This window comes from Labrys sp. Lb11, assembly GCF_057554225.1.
In genome coordinates, this window is sequence record NZ_BAAJOT010000003.1 from 20,073 (window position 1) to 41,649 (window position 21,577).

Below are 21,577 nucleotides of genomic sequence, written 5' to 3' on the forward strand. Positions count from 1 at the left end.
CTGGCGTAGCGCACCCATGACACAGGCAGCCCCCTCGCGTGCCGGCTCCCTGCCGCTGATCGGCAGCGAGATCGCCTTCGACTTCACCAACACCGCCTCGGCGCGGGGCGACGAGACGCAGCAGGAGCATCTGCGCAGCGCCGCCGACGTCATCGCCTGGGCGCGCCATGCCGGCATCCTCTCCCCGGCCGACGGCGAGGCGGCGGCGCGAATGGTCGCGGCCGACGCCGGCCTCGCCGGGCGCCTGCTCGAGCGCTCGCTCGCCCTGCGCGAGGCGATCCACCGGACGGGAGTGGCCATCTGGTCGGGCCGCGAGCCGACGCCGGCGGATCGCGACGCGCTCACCGCCGCCCATGCCGCCAGCCTGGCGCGCGCCAGGCTGGCGCCGCGCCGCGGCGGCTTCGCCTGGACCTGGGCCGTGGCCGACGCCCCGGTCGAGGCGATCCTCGGGCCGATCGCCCTGTCGGTCCTGACGCTTCTCACCCGATCCGACCTGTCGCGCGTCAAGCAGTGCCAGGGCGAGCATTGCGGCTGGCTGTTCTTCGACGTCACCAAGAACAAGGGCCGCCGCTGGTGCGAGATGGAGGTCTGCGGCAACCGGGCCAAGCAGCGGGCATTGCGGGAACGGACGCGGACGCGGCCGAAAGCCGAGGCCGTGGACTGACCGCCCCTCGCCGCCCCCGCCCTCCGATGCTATCGGGTTGCATGCTGCGCCGCCTCGCCTGCCTGATCCTCGTCCTGATGCTGGGTGGCTGCAGCATGGTGCTCGACGGCGACCAGGTCCGCGTCTGCCGCCAGGCCCTGCCGGCGGTCAACCCCGATGCGACGGCGATCACGCTGCTGCGCATCGACCCGGCGCCGGCGCCCTACGCGATCCGGCTCGACTACCGCGTCGCCGAGGGCGGCGCCGAACGGCGGCGCTTCGTCCTGTGCGGCTTCGCCGGCGACGGCTTCGCCCTCGACCGCAACACGCTGGCCCGCTTCGCCACCGAGGCCGGCCCCTACTCGCCGATCAAGCTGTACATCCTCAACCGCTACTGGCTGCAGAAGACGGCGCTGGCCACCGCGGCCGACCCGGGCCCGGGCCTGTCGGCCACGCCGCTCATCCTCGTTCCGACCGCCCTCGCCTATCTGATCCAGGCGCTCGCCAACAGCCTGCCGAACACGGCGATGATGATGCTGATCGCCACGGCCTACGCCCTGGTCTACGGGCTGGTCGGGCGCATCAACCTCGCCTTCGGCGAGCTGGCGGCGCTCGGGGCCTATGGCGCGGTGATCGGCGCGCTGCTCGTCACCCAGTCCGGCATCGCATCGATCGCCGTCGGCCTCGCGGCGGCCGCCGTCGTCGGCGTCGGCGTGGCCGCCCTGCACGGCTGGGTGATCGAACGGCTGGTCTTCACCCCTCTCGCCTTCGGCCGCGGCCAGAGCATCCTGGTGGCGACGCTGGCGCTCGCCATCGTGCTGCAGGACTACATGCTCCTCACCCAGGGCGCCCAGAGCCGCTGGGTCCCGCCCCTGCTCACCGCCGCCATCGCGCTGGCCGGCGCTCCGGGCTTCACGGCCACCGCCACGCCGATGCAGCTGATCGTCGCCGCGATCGCCGGCGCGCTGGCTCTGGTGCTGGTCATGGCCATGCGCTTCAGCGGGTTCGGCCGCCGCTGGCGCGCCACGGCCGACGACGCGGGCATGGCCGGCCTTCTCGGCATTTCGCCCAGGGCCGTGCTCGGCCAGACCTTCGTGCTGGCCACGGCCCTGGCCGGCGCCGGCGGTTTCATCATGACCGTCTATTACGGCGGCGCCGGCTTTGCCTCGGGCACGATGATCGGGCTCAAGGCGCTGGTGGCCGCGGTGGTCGGCGGCATCGGCTCGATCGGCGGCGCCCTGCTCGGCGGCCTCGCCATCGGCCTGTTCGAGGCGCTCTGGTCGGCCTACCTGCCGATCGAGCAGCGCGACCTCGCCGTGCTCTGCCTGCTCTCCCTGGTGCTGGCGCTAAGGCCGCAAGGCATTTTCGGCCTGGGCGAGGACCGGTCGCGCCAGGCCTAGAAAGGGGTGAGACGGCACGGCCGGCGACCACGTTCCATCTTCCGGCGCAGGGCCAGCGGTGGTAGCTTTGCGCGTCATCGGCGGAGGCTGTTGTTGAGCATCGAGATCCGCGACTCTCCGCAGTTTTACCTGACTGCGCCGACGCCCTGCCCCTACATCAAGGGCAAGCAGGAACGGAAGGTTTTCACCCATCTGGTCGGCGAGCGGGCGGTGCGGCTCAACGACCTGCTCACCCATGGCGGCTTCCGGCGCTCGCAGACCATCGCCTACCGGCCCGCCTGCGAGAGCTGCCGGGCCTGCGTATCGGTGCGGGTGCCGGTGGCGGACTTCGCCTGGGGCCGGACCTTCCGCCGCACCCTGCGCGACAACGCCGACGTGATATCGGAGATGCGGGCGGCGACGCCGACCTCCGAGCAATATTCCACCTTCCGCGCCTATCTCGACGCCCGCCACGCCGATGGCGGCATGGCCGACATGACCGTGCTCGACTACGCCATGATGGTCGAGGACACGCACGTCACCAGCCGCCTGATCGAATACCGCCTCTCCGGGGCCGACTTGGCGCTGAACCGGCGTGGCGAAGGCCCGCTGATCGCCGTCTCGCTGACCGACATCCTCGCCGACGGCCTGTCGATGGTCTACTCCTTCTACGAGCCGGGCGAGGCCGATCGCAGCATCGGCACCTTCATGATCCTCGACCACATCCGCCGGGCGCAGGCCATGGACCTGCCCTATGTCTATCTCGGCTACTGGGTCGATGGCTCGAAGAAGATGGCCTACAAGGCCCGCTTCCTCCCGCAGGAACGCCTGGGCCCGAAGGGCTGGGACCGGGTGGAGAAGTAGGCGCGGGCTGTCGCCGCGGCCGGGAGCCGGTGGCGGGCAAGGCGCCGCCCTCTCGGGCGCGTCGCCCGCGAAACGGTCAGGCGCCCTTCCCCGTCCCTAAAGCGTTTTGCGAGTTGACGGAATCGCGTCAAGTCGCAAAGACGCGTCGAAACAAGGAGTTGGAGCAAAGCGCGTTTCCATCAAAACGCGCTTTGCTCTAGAACCGGTTGTTCTTCGGGAAGCCCTTCGGCGGCAGGCGGCCGGCGTCGGCGCGATTGCCCTTCCAGTCGGTCAGCTCGGTCACCGTCCAGGTGCGGCCGGAGGTGTCGGTCCAGGTCAGGCCCTGGGCCAGCGTGAACACCCGGGCGTCGGAGAGGCCGCCGTCCTTGTACTTCTGCAGGCGGACGCCGCGCCCGCGCGCCATTTCCGGCACCTGGTGCAGCGGGAACACCACCAGCTTGCGGTTCTCGCCGATCACCGCCACCGTGTCTCCCTGGGCCGGCACGATCAGCCGCGCCTCGGCCGGCGGATCGACGTTGAGCACCGCCTTGCCCTTGCGGGTGTTGGCCAGCAGTTCGTCCTCGGGCACGACGAAGCCGCGCCCATCCGTCGCCGCCACCAGGAACTTGCGGCCGCCGGCATAGGGGAAGACGCTGACCACGTCCGCGCCCTCGTCGAGATCGACCATCAGGCGGATCGGCTCGCCGCCGCTGCGCCCGCCCGGCAGCTTGGAAGCCTCCAGCGTGTAGGCCTTGCCGTTGGTGGCGAACACCAGGAGACGTGCCGTCGTCTCGGTGAAGAAGGACAGCTTCAGCCGGTCGTCGCCCTTGAAGGACAGGGTCGACAGGTCGGCCAGATGGCCCTTCATCGCCCGGATCCAGCCCTTCTCCGACACCACGACGGTGACGGGCTCGCGCTCGACCATGGCCTCCGTCACGGTGGCAAGGTCGATCGAGCCGGCCTTGGAGGCATCGATGGTGGTGCGGCGCTTGCCGAGCTTCGTCTCCGGCCCGTAGGCCTTGGCGATCTCGCCGACCTGCCAGGCGACGGTCTTCCACTGCCTGGCCTCGGAGGCCAGCAGCTTCTCGATGTCGTCCTTCTCCTTGGAGAGCGCATCGTGCTCGCGCCGCAGCTCCATCTCCTCCAGCTTGCGCAGATTGCGCAGCCGCATGTTGAGGATGGCCTCGGCCTGGTTCTCGGTGAGCTCGAAGGCCTTCATCAATTCGGCCTTGGGCTCGTCCTCGTAGCGGATGATGCGGATCACCTCGTCGAGGTTGAGATAGGCGATGATGTAGCCGGCCAGCACCTCCAGCCGCTTCTCGATCGCGGCGAGGCGGTGGCGGGAGCGGCGCTGCAGCACCTCGCGGCGATGGTCGAGCCATTGCCGCAGCGCCTCGCCGAGCGAGAGCACCCGCGGCACCGTGCCGCCGACCAGCACGTTCATGTTGAGCGGGATGCGGCTTTCCAGCTCGGAGAGCTTGAACAGGCTCTCCATCATCACCGCCTCGTCGACATTGCGCGACTTCGGCTCGATGACGACGCGCACGTCCTCGGCCGACTCGTCGCGCACGTCGGCGACCAGCGGCAGCTTGCGCTCGTTGAGCAGCTCGGCCAGCTTCTCGATCAGGCGGCTCTTCTGCACGAGGTAGGGGATTTCGGTAACGACCACCACCCAGGTGCCGCGGCCGAGGTCCTCCTTGTGCCAGCGCGCCCTCACGCGGAAGCCGCCGCGGCCGGTCGCGTAGCTCTCCTCGATCGAGGCGGGCGTGTCGATGACGATACCGCCGGTCGGAAAGTCCGGCCCCTGCACGAAGCGCATGAGGTCGGCGGTGGAGGCCTTCGGGTTCTCGATCAGGTGCAGCGCCGCCTGGCACAGCTCATAGGCGTTCTGCGGCGGGATCGAGGTCGCCATGCCGACGGCGATGCCCTGCGAGCCGTTGGCGAGCAGGTTGGGGAAGGCGCCCGGCAGCACCGACGGCTCGCGGGTCTGGCCGTCATAGTTCGGGCGGAAGTCGACGGCGTCCTCGTCGATCCCTTCCAGGATCAGGCCGGAGACGGCCGTCATCCTGGCTTCGGTGTAGCGGTAGGCCGCCGGGTTGTCGCCGTCGATGTTGCCGAAATTGCCCTGGCCGTCGACCAGCGGGTAGCGCGTCGAGAAATCCTGCGCGAGGCGCACCAGCGCGTCGTAGATCGCCTGGTCGCCGTGCGGATGGAACGAGCCCATCACGTCGCCGACGATCTTGGCGCATTTCTTGAAGGCGGCCGTCGGATCGAGCCGCAGCAGCTGCATCCCGTACAGGATGCGCCGGTGCACCGGCTTCAGGCCGTCGCGCGCATCCGGCAGCGCCCGGTGCATGATGGTCGAGAGCGCATAGGCGAGATAGCGCTCTTCCAGCGCCTCGCGCAGGTTGACGCTCTCGATATTGCCGCCAGACGGGGGAGATTCAGCCTCATCCATGGCAGCGGCTTACGGAAAAAGCCGGATCGGGGCAAGGGGATGTGGCCACGCCCTGCCATGCCGCCAGGCGGACTCTCCCGAACCGGGTTGCGCCGCACGGATCGGGGCGGCACCGGATTGGCATTGAAATACAGGTTCGGTCGCCGCGAAGCCGCTCAGGGTCCCTCCGGGCCGGTCCAGCCGAAAGCGTTGTGGCCGAGGCGCGGCAGCGTGCCGTAATAGCTCGGCCGCGCCAGGCCGTAGCCGGAACCGACATAGCTGGGATCGCACAGCGAGTTGGTGGCGCGGATCGGCGCGCCGGGCGGGTTGAGCCGGCGCCATTCCGCCAGGCAGGGGTCGTATTCCGCGCCCCGGCCCCGGCGGCGCCAGGCCTCGAAGTCTTCGCCATACGCCCCCGCATCGTCGCCGCTGCCCGCAGCGGGCAGGTCGGCGGCCGCGGCCGGCACGGTGGCCAGCAGCAGCGCGGCGAGGACGAGGCGGCGGGACATGCTGATTCTCCCCACGGGTGCAAGGAATCTGCTCCGAAAGGGTAAACAGTTCCTTGCCGCCCGTGCCTCGGAGCCTGCTCCGGCGACTACCGGGTCGGCTCTCAGCCCTTCTCCGCCGCGGCGATCAGCGCCTGCCGGCCCGCCGGCATGTCCAGCCCGCGCGGGCCGAACACGTCGCGCTGCAGGAAATGGCCGGTTAGGCGGTAGGCCCCGGCGACGTCGCCCGGCCGCGGCTCGCCCATGCCGCGCAGGAAGGCGGGCAACGGCAGCAGCCGGTCGCCCCAGGCCGCGCCGGCGGTCCGGCTCACCGCCCGGCCGGAGCGCGGCGAGACATAGACGAGCTCCTGCGTCGAGCCGGTGACGGCGCAGGCCGACAGATCCAGCCCGAAGCCGAGTTCGCCCAGCATCTCCAGTTCGAGCCGAGCCACCAGGGCCGGAGCCAGGGCCTCGTCCGCCAGAAGCCCCATCATCTCCTCCAGCGCCTCGTGCAGCGCCGGATGCGGATCGCGCTCGGGCAGCAGGCGCACCAGCGCGGCGACATGGGTCACCGCATAGAGCGCCAGCCGCGAGGACAGGAAACGGGCGGCGTGCAGCGTCAGCCCTTCCACGGCGTAGTGGCCGAGATGCTCGTCGATGCGAGCCCGCCAGACGAGCCGCACCGCATTGCCCGGCTGCAGGACGGGCTGCATGGTCCGCGAGCGCCCGCCGCGCACGACGCCGAGATGGCGGCCATGGTCGCGCGTCATCGCTTCCAGGATCACGCTGGTCTCGCCGTGGCGGCGGACACCGAGCACGAAGCCGTCGTCGGTCCATTCCATGGTCCCGACATAGCGCAGGCCGGCGACGAAGGGGAGCCTGAAGCGAGGCCCTTCCCCTCGCCCGGCGTTGGGGCCACTATGCCGGCAAAGGGAGGACAACCATGCTCAAGGACCTCGAAGGCAAGGGCGTTCTGATCACCGGCGCCAGTTCCGGCATCGGCGCGGCGCTGGCCAAGGGCTTCGCCTGCCACGGCGCCGCGGTCGCCATCCACTACAACAGCGGCGCGGAGGAGGCTCAGGCCGTCGCCGACGCCGTCGCGCACAAGGGCGGCAAGGCGGTGCTGGTGCAGGGCGACCTCAGCCGGCCCGGGGAGGCGCGCCGCGTCGTCGACGAAGCGGCGCAGGCGCTCGGGCGGCTCGACGTGCTCGTCAACAATGCCGGCTCGCTGATCCGGCGCGTGCCCTTCGCCGAGCTCGACGCCGATACTTACGACAAGGCCTTGAATCTGAATGTGAGGGCGGTGATCGAAGGCTCGCAGGCCGCGATCCCCTACCTGGAGGAGCAGGGCGGCGGCACCATCATCAATGTCGGCTCGATCGCCGGCAATGACGGCGGCGGCCCGGGCTCGGGGCACTATGCCGCGGCCAAGGCCTACATCCACAACATCACCCGCTCGATGGCCAAGGAGCTCGCCTCGCGCGGCATCCGCGTCAACGCCCTCGCTCCCGGCGTGATCGCCACGCCCTTCCACGCCGCCACGCCGGCCGAGCGCATGGAAGTGATGCGCAAGGCCGTGCAGCTCGGCCGCATCGGCACGCCGGAGGACTGCGTCGGCCCGGTGCTGTTCCTGGCCTCCTCGACGATGAGCGGCTACGTCACCGGTCAGATCCTGCACGTGAACGGCGGCCAGTTGATGCCGTGAGGCGGAATCGATCCGTCGGCATGTCGCCGCAAGCGGCTGACCTGTGGGACTTTTCCCCTCACCACCTCGCCTGGAGCGCCTCCAGGCCGTGGAAATGATAGGCATCGCGGTAGCGCGGCCGTTCGGCCAGCAGCAGCCCCGGCAGGCGCGCGAACAGGGCCGGCAGCGCCGCCTGCAGCTCCAGGCGCGCCAGCGGCGCGCCGATGCAGAAATGGATGCCGCCGCCGAAGCTGACATGCGGCGGCTTCGGGCGCTCCGGCCAGAGCCGATGAGGATCGGGGAAACGGCTGGGATCGCGGTTGGCTGCGCCGAGCATCAGGCCGACCTTGTCGCCGCGGGCGAGGCGGATGTCGCCGATCTCCAGATCCTCCAGGGCATAGCGCGTGAACAGATGCAGCGGCGCGTCGAAGCGCAGCAGCTCCTCCACCGCCGCCTCGGTCGCCTCCGCGGTGGCGAACACCGTCGCCGGGTCGAGCCCCGCCTCCAGGACGGCCTTCACCCCGTTGCCGATCGCATGCACCGTCGCCTCATGCCCGGCGTTGAGCAGCAGGATGCAGGTGGTGATCAACTCATCCTCGCTGAGCCGGTCGCCCGCCGCTTCGGCTGCGATCAGGTGGCTGATCAGGTCGTCGGCCGGACGCGAGCGGCGCTGTGCGACATAGTCGCGCAGAAAGGCGACGAAGTCCTGCGTCGCAGCCACGGCCGCGTCCTCGTCGGCGCGGGTACGGCCGAACTGGTACATCGCCACCATCCGGTGCGACCAGTCGAGCAGGCTCGGCGCCATGTCGGTCGGCACGCCCAGGAGCTCGGCGATCAGGGTCACCGGGATGGGCGTGGCGAAGGCCTCGATCAGGTCCGCCTCGCCGGCCGCCGCGAAGCCGTCGATCAGCTCGTGCGCCAGCGCCTCGATGCGCGGCCGCAGCCGCTCCACCTGCCGCGACACGAAGGCGCGGTTGACCAGGGTGCGCAGCCGCGTATGCGCCGGCGGCTCCAGCTCGAGCATGGAATGCGCCTCGACCGCATAGAACGGCGCCGTATGCGCCGGCGGCTCGGGCCAGCCGAGCTCGGCCCGCGTCGCCACATGCAGCGCGTCGCGGCCGAAGCGCCGGTCGCGGAACAGCGCCGCGACGTCGTCATGGGCGCTGAAGCACCAGAAGCCGTAATCCTCCCAGAAGAAGACCGGCGCGGCGGCGCGAATGGCGTCATAGGCCGGATAGGGGTCCTGGACGAATCCCGCATCGGTCGGGCTGAGGCGGACCCGGCGGGCGGCGGCGTCGATGGCAAGGGAAACAGGCAGCGGCATGGCAGCTGCATAGGCCGGCGGGGCGGATAAGTCGATGGATCATCGCCGGCCAAGGCGTGGTCCGGCCCCCGCGCCATGCGGAACCGCCGCTCCGCCGACGGATCTTGTTCGATGGACCGTCGGGTCAATAGATTGCCCGGTCCCGAAGGGAGCAAACCCGATGTATCAGGGCCTGGATTCGAACATCGACGTCCGGCTGTTGCGCGCCACCTATCTCCTGCTGCGCGAGCGCAACGTCTCGCGGGTCGCCGCGTTGCTCGGCCACAGCCAGCCGGCGGTCAGCCTCAGCCTCAAGCGGGCCCGCACCGTGTTCGGCGATCCCCTGCTGGTGCGCTCGGGCCAGTGCTGGGTGCCGACCGACCGCGGCCGCGACATCCAGGTGCTGCTCGAGTCCATCCTCGGCCAGCTCTCCGACGCCACCAGGCCGGGCAAGGAATTCGATCCGGCCACCGCGCAGATCGCGATGCGGGTGGCGACCATGAACTGCTTCGGCGCCTTCCTCATCCCGGCGGTCGTCGCCAGCCTGCGGCGCGAGGCCCCGGGCGTCTCGGTCGATTTCTTCGCGCCGAACGACCGGACGGACCTGGCCTGCGAACTGGCGGAGCGGACCGATCTCGTGATCGGCAGCTGGCCGGCGCCGCCCGGCAGCCTGCGGTCCAGCGCCCTGCTGCAATGCGGACTTGCCTGCGTGATGCACAAGCGCCACCCGCTGGCGCGCCTCGCCCGGATCGGCCTCGGCGAATACATGACCCATGACCACGTCTCGCCGACGCCGATCGCCAATGCGGCCTACAGCCCCATCGACGCTCCGCTGGCGCAACTGGGCCTGCGCCGCCGCGTGGCGGTGACCGTGCCCGAATACGCCCAGATCCCGGAGTTGCTGCGCCGGACCGACCTGGTCTTCAGCACCGCCAAGCCCTATGCCGACTACATCGCCGAAACGGCGGGATATGGCGAGCTGACCGTGGTTCCGGCTCCCAGCGAGTTCGGCGAGATGCATCTCTACATGCAATGGCACGAGCGCTCGCACGGCAGCCGGCCCAATCAATGGCTGCGCGGCATGATCCGGCGGGAGGCCCGGCGCTTCGACCACTCGCTGCACGGTCTCGCCCATGAGGGCAATCGCAAGGAGGCCGCCGCCGACACCATAAGCCCGGCGATATACTCACCATAACCCGCCATAAGCTTCCCCTCCGGTCCAGCGCCCCCCATAGTGGCGCCAGCCCGAGATCACGATCCGGAACGGCGGCGGGCAGGGAGGGCACGGCGGCATCCGCAAGGCCGGCTGCCGGCTCGAGCATCGCCACGGCCTCCTGTCCGCCGCCGTTCCCGCCGAGCCGACGATGACCGACACCGGATACCTCACCCTCGAGACCCTGAGCGCCGGCTATGGCGGCGCGCTCGCCGTCGACCGGCTGTCCCTGACGATCGGCAAAGGGGAGCTCCTGTCGCTGCTCGGCCCCTCGGGGTGCGGCAAGTCGACCACGCTGCGCATGATCGCCGGCTTCGTCCCCACGACCGGCGGCCGCGTGCTGCTGAACGGCCGCGACGTGACGCATGCCAAGCCATACCGGCGCAACATCGGCGTGGTGTTCCAGTCCTACGCGCTGTTCCCGCACCTGACGGCGCTGGACAATGTCGGCTTCGGCCTGCGGATGCGCCGTCTGCCGAAGCAGGCCTGGCGCGCCCGGGCCCAAGCGGCGCTGGAGACGGTCGGCCTCGGCGGCCTTGCCACGCGCTATCCCTCGCAGCTCTCCGGCGGCCAGCAGCAGCGCGTGGCGCTCGCCCGGGCGCTGGTGGTCGAGCCGGAGGTGCTGCTGCTCGACGAGCCGCTGTCCAATCTCGACGCCAATCTGCGCGCCGACATGCGCAACGAGATCCGGGCGCTGCAGCAGCGCCTCGGCATCACCACCATCTTCGTGACGCATGACCAGCAGGAGGCGCTGGCGATCTCGGACCGCATCGCGGTAATGGACAAGGGCATCGTCCGCGAGCTCGGCACGCCGCGGCAACTGTGCGACGCTCCGGCCTCGGAATTCTCGGCGGCCTTCCTCGGCGCGCGCACCGTGCTCGAGGGCATGGTCCTCGACGGCGTGTTCCGTGCCCCGGGACTGGTATGCGACCGGGCGCCGGCCGGCGCCAGGCGTCTGGTGCTGCGCGCCTCCCGCCTGCGCCTGTCGGACCAGCAGCAGGGGCCGCTGCGGGTCGCCGGCACGCTGGCGGCCGCCGCCTATCTCGGCGAGACCTTCGAGGTCGACCTGCAATGCGAGGCGGGCCCCATCCGCGTGATCCTGCCGTCGGACACGCCGCCCCCGCCCGTCGGAGCCGCCTGCAACATCGTCGCGCTGCCGGGCGGCGCCACCTTCATCTGACAGGAGTGCAAGCCGTGACCCTATCGCGCAGGACCTTCAACACGCTGGCGCTCGGCGCCGGCCTGGCCGCCCCGATGCATTTCATCCGTCCCGCCTTCGCCCAGCCCAAGCCCGGCGACGAGCTGGTGGTCGGCATCTGGGGCGGCGCGCAGGAGCGCATCGTCCGCGAGCATGTGGAAAAGCCCCTGGTCGAGAAGTACGGCTGCAAGGTCAGCTACGTCCTGGGCAACACGCTGGAGCGGCGCGCGCGGGCCTATGCCGAGCGCGGCCGGCCGAGCTTCGACGTCATCTACCTCAACATCTACGAGAGCCGGGAGGCCATGGCGGCCGGCGTGACCCAGGCGCCGACGCCGGCCGTCGCCCAATACGAGAACCTCTACGACATCGCCAGGATCGGCGGCTACGGCGTGGCCTTCAATCCCTGCACCATCGTCTATGACGGCCGCAAGGCGAAGAAGCCGGTCACCTCCTGGAAGGACATGTGGAACGAGGAGTGGAAGGGCCGCATCAGCTGGCCCGAGGGCCTCGGCACCGAAGGCATCGCCGCCCTGATGATGACGGCGCGCGCCTTCGGCGGCACCGAGAAGGACTTCGACATGGTCATCGAGAAGGTGAAGGAGTTGAAGCCGTTCGCCGCCATCCATTCGAACCAGGCCCAGCTCTACGACATGTTCGACCAGGGCATCTGCGACCTGTCGGTGGAGTTCGCCAGCTTCACCCGCAAATATGCGGAGACCAAGAACTCCAACATCGTCATCGCCGACCCGGTCGAAGGACAGGCCGTCGCCATGAACGTGGCCTGCATCACCGAGGGGACCAAGAACCAGGTCCTGGCGCAGGAATGGATCAACCTGCACCTGTCCGAGCCCTGCATGCTCGCCTTCGCGCGCGAGATCTACTACTCGCCCACCGTGCGCAACATCGCCATTCCCGACGACCTGAAGGGCAAGGTCCTGACCGGCGACGGCATCGGCAAGATGGTCGATTTCGACTGGAACTACATCAACGCCAACCGCTCGGCCTGGCAGCGCAAGGTCGATCGGGAGATCGCGGGATGACGGGCTGGAAGGGGCCGGCGCTGGCGGCGCCGGTAACGCTCTGGCTGCTGCTCACCTTCGCCACGCCGCTCGCGGTGGTCGTCCTGCTCTCGCTGCATGCGGGGGCCGATCCCTTCGCGCCGCTGATCGAGGCGCCGTCGCTGGAGCAGTTCACGCTGATCGCCGACGACGGCTTCTATTTCCGCGTCCTGGCGGAGACGGTCCTGCTCGGCCTGGCCGTCACGGTGATCTCGGCCCTGCTGGGCTATCCCCTCGCCTATTGGCTGGCGCGGATGCCGGTGCGCTGGCGCGCGCTCGCCTTCGCGGTCATCCTCATCCCGCTTTTGACGAACGTCGTCGTCCGCTCGCTCGGCGTCATGCTGCTGCTCTCGCCCGACGGGCTGATCAACGACGTGCTCAAGCTCTTCTGGCTGCCGACGGCCAGGACGATGCTGTTCACACCCGGCGCCGTCATCGTCGGCCTGGCGCAGGTGTTCATGCCCTTCATGGTGATCGCGCTCTACGACAGCATGCAGAGCACCTCGCCGCGCATCCACGAAGCGGCGGAGAGCCTGGGCGCCGGCCCGGCGGTCCGCTTCCTCGCCGTCGACCTGCCGCTCTCGCTGCCGGGGCTGCGGTCCGGCGCCGTCATCGTCTTCCTGATGTCGACCACCGCCTATGTCTCGGCCACGCTGCTGGGCGGCAAGAAGGTGCTGGTCATCGGCATGCTGGTGATGCAGGAGGCAGTCGCCAATCTCAACGCCCCGCTTGCCTCGGCCCTGGCCATCATCGTGACCGCGACGGGCCTCCTGTTCGTCGCCCTCTGCACCTGGGGCCTGAACCGGCTGATGCCATGGCGCTCCGGCGTGCCGAGCGAGCCCGTCACCCTGCCCTCATGGGCGATCACGCTGGTCGAAGCGGTCGGGCCGACGCTGTCGCGGCTGCTGCTGGCAGCCAGCATCGGCCTGCTGCTGCTGCCGCTCGGCCTGGTCCTCGTCCAGAGCTTCAACGACGTGCCGCTGGCGACCGCCGCCGGGTTCCGCGGCTTCACGACGAAGTGGTACGAGCAGGTGCTGTTCGGCGGCACCTACACGGAAGCGTTCCTGGTCTCGGCCGAGCTGGCCCTGGCGTCGGTGGCGGTCGCCCTGCTGCTCGCCCTGCCGGCGGCCTTCGCCCTGGCCCGCTATCCCTTCCCCGGCCGCGGCGTCCTGCTGCTGTTCTGGCTGCTGCCCCTCTCGCTGCCCCAGATCGCCATCGGCGTCGGCATGCTCAAGCTGCTCCAGATCTATTTCGCCGTCCCCGCCTTCCTCGGCCTGGTCGGCATCCACGTCGTCATCATCCTGCCCTTCGTCATCGCCCTGCTGACGACGTCGGTGCAGGCGCTCGACCGGGCCCAGGAGGAGGCGGCGGACAGCCTGGGAGCCGGGCCGATGCGGCGCTTCGCGCTGGTGACGCTGCCGGCGCTCGCTCCCGGCCTGTTCGCGGCCGGCGTCATCGGCTTCCTGATGAGCTTCGGCGAGGTGACGGTGACCAGCTTCCTGACCACCGCGCGCATGACCACCCTGCCCGTCCGGATCTATTCGGAGGCGACCACGATGCTGGAGCCGACGGCGCACGCCATCTCCGCCCTGCTGATCGTCGTCACCGTCGCGACGCTGTGGCTGGTGGGACAGGTGGTGCGGCTGGACAAGCTCTATGCCCGCTAGAGCAAAGCGCGTTTTGGTGGAAACGCTCGTTGCTCTAACTTCTTGTTTCGGCGCGTCTTTGCGACTTGACGCGATTCCGTCAAGTCGCAAAACGCTTTAGCACCGCGCCTCCGACCTCCGCGTCCGATCGCCGTGTCGGGAACGGGGCACAAGACATTGAATCCGCGAGGGGCCGGCCGGATCGCCCCCGACCGCCCATCGTCACGAGGAGAGGACATGAAGCACTTCTGGTCCGACTACACCAGCGAGGCGTTCTCCAGGCTGGACCGCAGCCGGCTGATCGCGGTCCTGCCCGTCGGCGCCACCGAGCAGCACGGCCCGCACCTGCCGCTCTCGGTCGACGCCACGGTGGTCGGCGGCATCGTCGAGCGCATCGCCCGCAAGCTCCCCGACGACAGCCCGGTCCTGTTCCTGCCGCGCCAGTCGATCGGCAAGAGCAACGAGCATGCGCGCTATCCCGGCACGCTGACCCATTCGGCCCAGACCCTGATCGCCATGTGGTGCGAGATCGGCGCCTGCGTCGCCGCCGCCGGCGTGCGCAAGATGGTGCTGCTGAACAGCCATGGCGGCAATGTCAGCACGATGGACGTGGTCGCACGCGAATTGCGCGTGCGCCACGACATGCTGGTCTTCTCCGTCAGCTGGTTCGGGCTCGGCATGCCGGACGGGCTCTACTCCGACTTCGAGCTGCGGCACGGCATCCATGCCGGCGACATGGAGACCTCGGTCATGCTGGCGCTGGACCCGCCCAATGTGGTGATGGAGCGCGCCGAGGACTTCCACCCCGCCATGGCCGATTGGGAAGCGCAGTTCCGGCACGTCTCCCTTGCCGGCGGCGCCAAGCCGGGCTGGCAGGCGCAGGACGTGAACCCTGCCGGCGCCTGCGGCAACGCCACGCTCGCCACCGCCGAGAAAGGCGAGAAGACGCTGGACCACGCCGTCGACCGGTTGATCGAGCTGTTCGCCGAGATCGAGCGCTTCCCCCTGTCGTCGCTGGACAACCGGCCCGCCTGGTAGAGGCAGCCCGTCTTCCCCAACCCCGCTTGCGGCAGCCAGACCATGACACAGTCGATCAACCCCACGACGATCCACCCGCCCTTCGGGCGCTATTCCCACGGCATCAAGGCGGTGGGCCAGGGTGTCCTCGTCACCTCCGGCCAGCTCGGCCTGGCGCCTGACGGCAGCGTGCCGGCCGACGCCGGCGAGCAGGCCCGCCTCTGCCTGGAGAGCATCGCCGCGATCCTGCGCGAGGGCGGCCTGTCGCTCGCCCATGTCGTGCGCCTCAACGCCTTCGTCACCGACCGCAGGCACATGCCGGCCTATATGAAGGCCCGGGACGAGGCCCTGGCGGACTGCCCGGTCAAGCCTGCCTCCACCCTGGTGATCGTCGCCGGCCTGAGCCGTCCGGAATTCGTGGTCGAGGTCGAGGCGACCGCCGTCTACTGATCGCGCGGTCCCAAGGGGTTGCGCGCCGCTCGACGGGAGATTAAGAGCCGACGCACGGCCCCGGAAAGCCTTCTCCGCGCCCTTTCCCGCTCCGGACAGGCGACCGCTCCCCTCGCAACGACCTCCGTTTCGCGTACAAGACCATGCCCGCCATCAACGCCCTTCTCGTCGACACCGCCACCCCGCCTATCCCCGAGGCGCAGGGCTGGGCGCGCGCCTATGGCGGCGGGGCCGGGCCGCTGATCGACCTGTCGCAGGCCGTGCCGGGCTACCCGCCGCATGCGCAGATGCTGGCGCGCCTCGCCGAGGCGGCGGGCAAGGCCGCCAACGCCTCCTACGGTCCGATCGAGGGCGACATGGTGCTGCGCGAGGCCTACGCCGCCCATGTCAACGGACACTACGGCAGCGACGTCGCGCCGGGCGAGGTGGCGATCACCACCGGCTGCAACCAGGCCTTCTTCGTCGCGGCCCTGGCCGTGGCCAAGGCGGGCGAGGCGATCCTGCTGCCGAGCCCCTGGTACTTCAACCACAAGATGACCCTCGACATGCTCGGCATCGAGGCGCGGCCCCTGCCCTGCGCCGCCGATGCCGGCTTCGTGCCGGACCCGGCCGAGGCCGAACGGCTGGTCGACGGACGCACCCGCGCCATCGTCCTGGTCACGCCCAACAACCCCACCGGCGCGGTCTATCCGCCGCAGACCATCGCCGCCTTCGCCGAGCTCTGTCGCCGGCGCGGCCTTGCCCTCATCCTCGACGAGACCTATCGCGACTTCATCGCCGGCCGGCCGCATCAGCTGATGGCCGATCCGTCCTGGCGTGACACGCTGATCGGGCTCTACTCCTTCTCCAAGGCCTATTGCATTCCCGGCCATCGCCTCGGCGCGCTGGTGGCGGAGCCGGCGGCGATGGCGCAGATCTCCAAGATCCTCGACACGCTGCAGATCTGCGCCCCGCGCGTGGCGCAGGCCCCGGTCGCCTGGGCGCTGACCGGCCTCGCCGGCTGGCGGGAGGCCAACCGCATCGAGATCGAGCGCCGCGCCGCCGCCTTCACGGCCGCCTTCGCCGGCGTCAACGGCTGGCGCGTCGATTCCATCGGCAGCTACTTCGCCTTCCTGCGCCACCCCTTCGCCGGCCGCCGCTCGGCCGAGGTGGTCAAGGCGCTGGTCGAGGACGCCGGCGTGCTCTGCCTGCCCGGCCCCTATTTCGGCCCCGGCCTGGAGACGCATATGCGCATCGCCTTCGCCAATGCCGGGGTCGAGGCGCTGCAGCAGCTCAGGGCGCGGTTCGCCGCGGCCTCGGCCTGATTATCCCGACGACCCGCCCGGATCGGGCTCTAATGCCCTGGTTCCGAGCCTTGATAGGACGCAAAATCGATGTGATCGCGCCCGACCTCCGCTCTCAATTCCGGCGGAAGCGATGCGAGCGCCTTCGCGACCAGATCCGGTCCGTCCGGCGTCTCCGCCCAGTCGATCCACCAGGCCGAGTCGTAGTCGGTGCCGATAAAAGCGTTGGTGCTGGTAGAATATACGGCCGGCTCATGGAGCGGCAAATCGGCGGGAACCTTGCTCAACTCAACCTGTTCGCCGGTCTCGATATCATAGGCGGCTGCCGTTCCTCCAAGACTGACGGAGAGATGCTTTCCATCGGCATCATAGGCGGGATGGCTGCCGAATTGCGAGCTCTCGATGACTTTCTTCTTCGTCGCCCTGTTCCATAGCGTCAAGGGGGCTGGAATGCCGATGCTTCGGCCGCCGGAATCGCAGAAAATATTCGTCACGCGTTGATTCGAGAGCGACGCGACGGGCTCGAACTTTGCTTCGGCCAGGTGGAAGACGCCCAGCACGCCCCGGTTGGCCTGCTGGTCGTAGATCGTCATGCAAAGCTCGTTGGACGATCCGAACGTGACACTATAGGTCGTGAACGGCGACATGGCCGTTCCGGAGGCCTTCGAAAGGGCCTTCTGCGATACCGTGGCGGACAGCCGGCCCGTCGACGCATCCAGGATCTTGATGGGATTGCTCCCGCCATCCGGGATGGCAAGATATCGGCCGTCCGCGCTGAAGCTCGGACGCCAGCCCTCGAGATTGGCGGCAGCGCCGAGAACCGTGTTGCTTCGAGCGAGCTTGGTCTGGAAAAGCCTGGCGCCCGTCTGCGCGGCCCATCCCAGCACCGTGCCGTTGTCGTACAGCACAAGCATCGCGCCGTTCGGAGCAAAGGCCATCTTGGCGAACAGGTTGGCGTTGGCCAATGCGGCGATCTTTTCCTGCCGCGAGATCGACCAGAGTTCCAGAGCCCCGTTGCTGCCATCGAGGCTGCGGATGGTCGCGACTGCATCGCCGCGGGAGAAGGCCGCCGATTGAAGAGCCGTCTCCAACGGCAGACGCGCAAACTTGGCCCGCTCGGCCTCATAGAGCGCGAGATAGGCGTCGTGGAACAGCGCCAGGTCATCCCGGCTGGGATTGACGGGCAGCCCCTTGATCGCCGCCGCCATGGCGTTGGCCTTGTCACCCTTTTCGAGGAAATCGGCCGCCCGCTTGGCCCAATTCTGCGACAGGGACCGCGCCTCCTCGGATGTCAGGCCTCCATTGAGCTTGAGCTCCTCCGTCAGGGACGACTTCGTCCAGGGCGTCTGTTCCCACTGCGTCTCCTCGCCCACCGACTTCGTCACGTCGCTCATGACGTGCTGGATCGAGTAGCCAGGCGTCCCGATCACCTTGATGAAAGCCGACGTGAAGGGACTGTGCTCGCCCGTTCCGTCGAGCGCCACGGCGTTCGGAGACGTCGCATAGGCGACGAGGAGGCCATGCACCTGCGGTTTCTGGGGTCCGGCATTCGGCGCCGGCGTATCGACGCGCGCGAGGCCGCGCCCGGTGGACACGGACAACCCCTGCTGACCGTTGCCGGCCATCGGATTGTTGCGACAGGCATCGAGAAAGACGAGGGTGGCCGCGACCCGCTTCTGGGCTTCGGTCACGACCGGCTGGATGGAGACGAGACCCGACTGCAGATCCGTGACCTTGGCGTCGGTCGCGACGAGGAAGTTCTCGTCGTTGATCTGGATGCCGTGACCGGAATAGTAGATCAGGCCGATTGCCGCGCCGCTCATCCCGTCCAACCCCTTCGCCAGGCATTCGGCGAGGGCGCTGCGGCCGGCGTCGGTGATGAGGAATGCCTCGAACCCCAGATCCGACAGGCCCCTGGCCACTGCGACCGCATCGTTCGCAGGATTGGGAAGCGCCGGGATGCCGGCGCCATAGGCCCCGTTGCCGACGATGATCGCGACACGCCTGGTGTTCGAAGGGGCCCCCGGAAGATGCTGGCAGACCCCTTGCCGGGCCGAGGGGGATGGTGTCGCGGCCTGGGCGCTCGTGCCGAGCGGAAGAACCGAGCCCTGTAGCCAGATGACCAGCAAAAACAATACGATCCGAGGGAGTCTGGTCATGGCCGGCCTGTCTGCTCGAGTGCGGTTGGCTCTGGAATGCGACCTCAATTCAGCAGTTCGTCGAAGACGGCGCGGGCCCCCCTATTCCGGCCGGCTGCGGCCTCTCACGCGGCTGCGCTCGAAGCCATCGACCGTTGCGCAGGCCGGAATGGCGAACCGGCTGCCCGCCTCGTCACGCCGCATCGAACAGCCGCCTGCAATGTCGGCAAGGCCCTCGATGCTCTTCGACTCGCAGCTTGTCGCATCGCCTTCGTCGCGTTTCGCCGTTTGCTTTGGCCCGCGGGACGCGAATCCCGTCACCATTCACGTCACGCCGCGTGATGAAGATGTCCGATATCGATGCTTTTTGTAGCTTGCAAAGGATCGATGCACGGCAGGGCGAACGGTTCAATGCGATCTCCACGATGAGAGACGTCAGCGATCGATCCTCGACGGTGCTGCCATTTGCCCAGTTTGCCCGCGACCATGAACGACGCGTGAGCTTCAGCGATCATTCGAACAACTTTGCTATCGCATGGGAAGTTTGTCAACATCACTGTCTCGTGAAGAAACAAACCAGATATACGAGAGCGGTATCATAGTCTTTCCCGAAAGTCGGCGGATCGACTCACCCTGGCTTTCCGCCGCCCGGCGCCTCGCCGCATCGCGTCTCGCCGGGCCCGCCCTGCCGGACAGCGCCCCCCGGGAGCGAGGTCGCGCCGAGGTCCCCGACGGCGGCATGGCCGCCATCGGGCTTTCGACGCACCGGCCGCCCGCGCCGCCAGGATGCGCGCGCCGTGACGGCGGGCCGGCGCGGCAGCGCTGCGGCGTCTCAGGCGCCGATGGCCTCGCCGTCGGTGCGGGTGATCGCCACCACGGCGGGACGGGGCGGCTGGCCCTCCTTGAAGTCCGGCCACAGCGTGGTCAGCTCGGCCATGGTCTTGGAGTCCTCGGCCGGATGCTGGACCGAGACGAACAGGGTCCTGCCGTCCGGGGTGAAGCAAGGGCCGGTCGCCTCGGCGCCGGTCGGGCAGGTGAAGAGCAGCTTGGGCAGGCCGCGCGCCGGGCCCTCGGTGTCGACGCCGTAGATGCCGTCCGGCAGGTCGAAGTCGTTGGCCCCGTCCGTCGCCACCCAGAGCCGGCCCTTGGGATCGAAGCTGATGTTGTCGGGGTTGACGAACCAGCCGTCCTCGGTCGTGTCCGGATGGAACCGGGCACCGGTCTTCGGATCCCTGGGATTGCCGGCGAGGACGAACAGGTCCCACTGATAGGTGTCGGCGGCGTGGTCGGCGTCGGCGCCGCGCCCGCCCGGCGGGATCAGCTCGACGATATGGCCGTAGAGGTTCTCGGGCCGGGTGTTGGCCGGGTTGATCTTCTCGGCCGTGACCTTCTTGTTCTTGGTCATCACCGCATAGACGCGCCCGGTGACCGGGTTGGTCTCCATGTCCTCCGGCCGGTCCATCGGCGTGGCGCCCACCGTTGTGGCGGCGAGGCGGGTCTTGATCAGCACGTCGGCCTGGGAGGCGAAACCGTTCTCGGCGGTCAGCTTGCCCTGGCCCTGAACCAGCGGGATCCAGGTCATGGTGCCGTCGGCGTCGAAGCGGGCGACGGAGAGCACGCCGTCGTCGAGGATGTCGCGGCTGGCTGCCGGGTTGGCGGGGTCGAACCTGGCCGTCGAGACGAAGCGATAGACATGCTCGAAATAGTCGTCGTCACCCATGTAGACGACGACGCGGCCGTCCTTGTTGACCACCACGGTGGCGGCCTCATGCGACAGGCGGCCGAGGGCCGTGCGCTTGATCGGCGTCGACTTCGGATCGTAGGGGTCGATCTCCACCACCCAGTCGAAGCGGTTGGGCTCGTTGGGCTCCTTGTTCATGTCGAAACGCTCGTGGAAGCGAGCCCGGCCATAGATGTCCGAGCCGTCGAAACCGTAGCGCTCCAGCACGTCGGCGATCGGGCTGGCCTTGGCGTCGCCGCCGAAGGTGTCGGAGACGCCCTCCTCGCAGGTCAGCACCGTGCCCCAGGGCGTGACGCCGCCGCCGCAATTGTAGGTGGTGCCGAGCACCTTGCGGCCGCTCGCATCGGTCGAGGTCTTCAGAAGATCGCTGCCGGCGGCCGGGCCGCTCACCGCCATCTCGGTCTCCGCCGTGAAGCGGCGGTTGTACGGGCTGTCGGCCACCACGCTCCAGCGCCCGCCTTCCCGGCGGATCTCGACGATCGAATGGCCCATCGCCGCCATGGCGAGGTCGACCTGCTCGCGGCTCATCCGCTTGCCGGCCTCGTCCTCAGTCATGCCCGGGAACATCACATGCGGCGAGACATATTCGTTGTTGACGCAGAGCAGGCCGTGGTCGGAGGCGTTGGAGCCCTTGGGCAACGGCATGAAGGCGACATAGTCGCAATTGTAGCCGAAGCGCTGGCGCTGACCGGCGGCGTCGAGGGTCTTGGCGTCGAACGGGCCGAGCCCGCCGGCGAGCGCATCGCCCCAGCCGACCAGGACCTGCACGTCATGACCGTCGGCGACGCGGTGGCTCTTGTCGTAGACGCGCTTGAGCTCGGTGAAGCCGAGCGTCGAGGCGGCGCCGGCGGCATGGGCCTCGCCGGCAAAGAGCGAGCCGACGAAGCCTTGGGACGCCATGCCCGCGAAGGCGGCGACGCCGCCCTGCAGCAGCGAGCGGCGCGAGACGCGCTCGGCGATGATGGAACGGATGGGCTGGGACAGGTCGCGGTCGTGGCTCATCGGGGCCTCCCTCATGGTCTGGGGGCTGTCCTAGCGACGTTGCGTGACCTCTTTTTA

Annotated in this window: 19 protein-coding genes; 11 read left to right on the forward strand and 8 right to left on the reverse strand. The window is 69.1% G+C overall.

Going from position 1 to position 21,577, the window contains the following annotated elements:
• Positions 1-16 precede the first annotated feature (16 nt).
• The 3 genes from AC27L4_RS09930 (at position 17) to AC27L4_RS09940 (ending at position 2,886) form a co-directional block, all read left to right on the forward strand.
• Positions 17-664, forward strand: coding sequence for a CGNR zinc finger domain-containing protein (locus AC27L4_RS09930; RefSeq protein WP_487141960.1), 648 nt, complete (start codon positions 17-19; stop codon positions 662-664).
• A gap of 41 nt (positions 665-705) precedes the next feature.
• Entirely contained in the window at positions 706-2,043 is a 1,338-nt protein-coding gene (locus tag AC27L4_RS09935; protein WP_487141961.1) for a branched-chain amino acid ABC transporter permease, read from the forward strand.
• 93 nt (positions 2,044-2,136) lie between these two features.
• On the forward strand, positions 2,137-2,886 hold the full coding sequence (locus AC27L4_RS09940) for an arginyltransferase (protein WP_487141962.1): 750 nt from the start codon (positions 2,137-2,139) through the stop codon (positions 2,884-2,886).
• A gap of 196 nt (positions 2,887-3,082) precedes the next feature.
• Here AC27L4_RS09940 and parC read toward each other — a convergent pair whose 3' ends face one another.
• The 3 genes from parC to recO form a co-directional block, all read right to left on the reverse strand.
• Entirely contained in the window at positions 3,083-5,323 is a 2,241-nt protein-coding gene (parC, locus tag AC27L4_RS09945) for a DNA topoisomerase IV subunit A (RefSeq protein WP_487141963.1), read from the reverse strand.
• Between the two features lie 155 nt (positions 5,324-5,478).
• Complete coding sequence (locus tag AC27L4_RS09950) at positions 5,479-5,811, reverse strand: hypothetical protein (RefSeq protein ID WP_487141964.1); 333 nt, start codon at positions 5,809-5,811, stop codon at positions 5,479-5,481.
• Positions 5,812-5,912: 101 nt separating this feature from the next.
• Entirely contained in the window at positions 5,913-6,629 is a 717-nt protein-coding gene (recO, locus tag AC27L4_RS09955) for a DNA repair protein RecO (RefSeq protein WP_487141965.1), read from the reverse strand.
• 101 nt (positions 6,630-6,730) lie between these two features.
• Between recO and AC27L4_RS09960 the strand changes: the two genes are divergently transcribed.
• Positions 6,731-7,492, forward strand: a complete 762-nt coding sequence (locus AC27L4_RS09960) for an SDR family NAD(P)-dependent oxidoreductase (RefSeq protein ID WP_487141966.1) — start codon at positions 6,731-6,733, stop codon at positions 7,490-7,492.
• A gap of 58 nt (positions 7,493-7,550) precedes the next feature.
• On the opposite strand, the gene AC27L4_RS09965 is transcribed toward AC27L4_RS09960, so the two are convergent.
• A complete protein-coding gene (locus AC27L4_RS09965; protein ID WP_487141967.1) occupies positions 7,551-8,795 on the reverse strand; it encodes a cytochrome P450 in 1,245 nt (414 codons plus the stop codon).
• A 160-nt stretch (positions 8,796-8,955) separates the two neighbouring features.
• Here AC27L4_RS09965 and AC27L4_RS09970 point away from each other — a divergent pair, with 160 nt between their 5' ends.
• The 7 genes from AC27L4_RS09970 to AC27L4_RS10000 all read left to right on the forward strand — a co-directional run bounded on the left by AC27L4_RS09970 (position 8,956) and on the right by AC27L4_RS10000 (position 16,660).
• Positions 8,956-9,969 carry a LysR family transcriptional regulator gene (locus AC27L4_RS09970; protein ID WP_487141968.1) on the forward strand — a complete coding sequence of 338 codons (1,014 nt, stop codon included), beginning with the start codon at positions 8,956-8,958 and terminating at the stop codon, positions 9,967-9,969.
• 169 nt (positions 9,970-10,138) lie between these two features.
• Complete coding sequence (locus AC27L4_RS09975; protein ID WP_487141969.1) at positions 10,139-11,167, forward strand: ABC transporter ATP-binding protein; 1,029 nt, start codon at positions 10,139-10,141, stop codon at positions 11,165-11,167.
• A gap of 14 nt (positions 11,168-11,181) precedes the next feature.
• Positions 11,182-12,225 carry an ABC transporter substrate-binding protein gene (locus AC27L4_RS09980; RefSeq protein WP_487141970.1) on the forward strand — a complete coding sequence of 348 codons (1,044 nt, stop codon included), beginning with the start codon at positions 11,182-11,184 and terminating at the stop codon, positions 12,223-12,225.
• Entirely contained in the window at positions 12,222-13,910 is a 1,689-nt protein-coding gene (locus AC27L4_RS09985; RefSeq protein WP_487141971.1) for an ABC transporter permease subunit, read from the forward strand. The genes AC27L4_RS09980 and AC27L4_RS09985 overlap by 4 nt, the downstream gene beginning before the upstream one ends.
• A 216-nt stretch (positions 13,911-14,126) precedes the next feature.
• Positions 14,127-14,927 carry a creatininase family protein gene (locus tag AC27L4_RS09990; RefSeq protein WP_487141972.1) on the forward strand — a complete coding sequence of 267 codons (801 nt, stop codon included), beginning with the start codon at positions 14,127-14,129 and terminating at the stop codon, positions 14,925-14,927.
• Positions 14,928-14,969: 42 nt separating this feature from the next.
• A complete protein-coding gene (locus AC27L4_RS09995; RefSeq protein ID WP_487141973.1) occupies positions 14,970-15,356 on the forward strand; it encodes a RidA family protein in 387 nt (128 codons plus the stop codon).
• 143 nt (positions 15,357-15,499) lie between these two features.
• Positions 15,500-16,660, forward strand: a complete 1,161-nt coding sequence (locus tag AC27L4_RS10000) for an aminotransferase (RefSeq protein ID WP_487141974.1) — start codon at positions 15,500-15,502, stop codon at positions 16,658-16,660.
• Positions 16,661-16,689: 29 nt separating this feature from the next.
• Here the strand turns inward: AC27L4_RS10000 and AC27L4_RS10005 are convergent, their stop codons facing one another.
• The 4 genes from AC27L4_RS10005 to AC27L4_RS10020 all read right to left on the reverse strand — a co-directional run bounded on the left by AC27L4_RS10005 (position 16,690) and on the right by AC27L4_RS10020 (position 21,520).
• Positions 16,690-18,798, reverse strand: a complete 2,109-nt coding sequence (locus AC27L4_RS10005; RefSeq protein WP_487141975.1) for a caspase family protein — start codon at positions 18,796-18,798, stop codon at positions 16,690-16,692.
• A gap of 81 nt (positions 18,799-18,879) precedes the next feature.
• Positions 18,880-19,101 (reverse strand): hypothetical protein, encoded by a 222-nt coding sequence (locus AC27L4_RS10010; protein WP_487141976.1) that lies wholly within the window; start codon positions 19,099-19,101, stop codon positions 18,880-18,882.
• A 5-nt stretch (positions 19,102-19,106) separates the two neighbouring features.
• Positions 19,107-19,331 (reverse strand): hypothetical protein, encoded by a 225-nt coding sequence (locus AC27L4_RS10015; RefSeq protein WP_487141977.1) that lies wholly within the window; start codon positions 19,329-19,331, stop codon positions 19,107-19,109.
• A gap of 278 nt (positions 19,332-19,609) precedes the next feature.
• Positions 19,610-21,520: a PhoX family protein gene (locus AC27L4_RS10020; RefSeq protein ID WP_487141978.1), complete on the reverse strand. Its 1,911-nt coding sequence runs from the start codon at positions 21,518-21,520 to the stop codon at positions 19,610-19,612.
• Positions 21,521-21,577: the final 57 nt, after the last annotated feature.

Excerpts from the sequence above, each read along its gene's own strand:
- AC27L4_RS09935 (WP_487141961.1), top strand. The coding sequence starts at position 706 with ATGCTGCGCCGCCTCGCCTGCCTGATCCTCGTCCTGATGCTGGGTGGC.
- AC27L4_RS10020 (WP_487141978.1), bottom strand. The coding sequence starts at position 21,520 with ATGAGCCACGACCGCGACCTGTCCCAGCCCATCCGTTCCATCATCGCC.
- AC27L4_RS09970 (WP_487141968.1), top strand. The coding sequence starts at position 8,956 with ATGTATCAGGGCCTGGATTCGAACATCGACGTCCGGCTGTTGCGCGCC.
- parC (WP_487141963.1), bottom strand. The coding sequence starts at position 5,323 with ATGGATGAGGCTGAATCTCCCCCGTCTGGCGGCAATATCGAGAGCGTC.
- recO (WP_487141965.1), bottom strand. The coding sequence starts at position 6,629 with ATGGAATGGACCGACGACGGCTTCGTGCTCGGTGTCCGCCGCCACGGC.
- AC27L4_RS10000 (WP_487141974.1), top strand. The coding sequence starts at position 15,500 with ATGCCCGCCATCAACGCCCTTCTCGTCGACACCGCCACCCCGCCTATC.
- AC27L4_RS10015 (WP_487141977.1), bottom strand. The coding sequence starts at position 19,331 with ATGTTGACAAACTTCCCATGCGATAGCAAAGTTGTTCGAATGATCGCT.
- AC27L4_RS09975 (WP_487141969.1), top strand. The coding sequence starts at position 10,139 with ATGACCGACACCGGATACCTCACCCTCGAGACCCTGAGCGCCGGCTAT.
- AC27L4_RS09930 (WP_487141960.1), top strand. The coding sequence starts at position 17 with ATGACACAGGCAGCCCCCTCGCGTGCCGGCTCCCTGCCGCTGATCGGC.
- AC27L4_RS10005 (WP_487141975.1), bottom strand. The coding sequence starts at position 18,798 with ATGACCAGACTCCCTCGGATCGTATTGTTTTTGCTGGTCATCTGGCTA.
- AC27L4_RS09985 (WP_487141971.1), top strand. The coding sequence starts at position 12,222 with ATGACGGGCTGGAAGGGGCCGGCGCTGGCGGCGCCGGTAACGCTCTGG.
- AC27L4_RS09965 (WP_487141967.1), bottom strand. The coding sequence starts at position 8,795 with ATGCCGCTGCCTGTTTCCCTTGCCATCGACGCCGCCGCCCGCCGGGTC.
- AC27L4_RS09990 (WP_487141972.1), top strand. The coding sequence starts at position 14,127 with ATGAAGCACTTCTGGTCCGACTACACCAGCGAGGCGTTCTCCAGGCTG.
- AC27L4_RS09950 (WP_487141964.1), bottom strand. The coding sequence starts at position 5,811 with ATGTCCCGCCGCCTCGTCCTCGCCGCGCTGCTGCTGGCCACCGTGCCG.
- AC27L4_RS10010 (WP_487141976.1), bottom strand. The coding sequence starts at position 19,101 with ATGGTGACGGGATTCGCGTCCCGCGGGCCAAAGCAAACGGCGAAACGC.
- AC27L4_RS09960 (WP_487141966.1), top strand. The coding sequence starts at position 6,731 with ATGCTCAAGGACCTCGAAGGCAAGGGCGTTCTGATCACCGGCGCCAGT.
- AC27L4_RS09995 (WP_487141973.1), top strand. The coding sequence starts at position 14,970 with ATGACACAGTCGATCAACCCCACGACGATCCACCCGCCCTTCGGGCGC.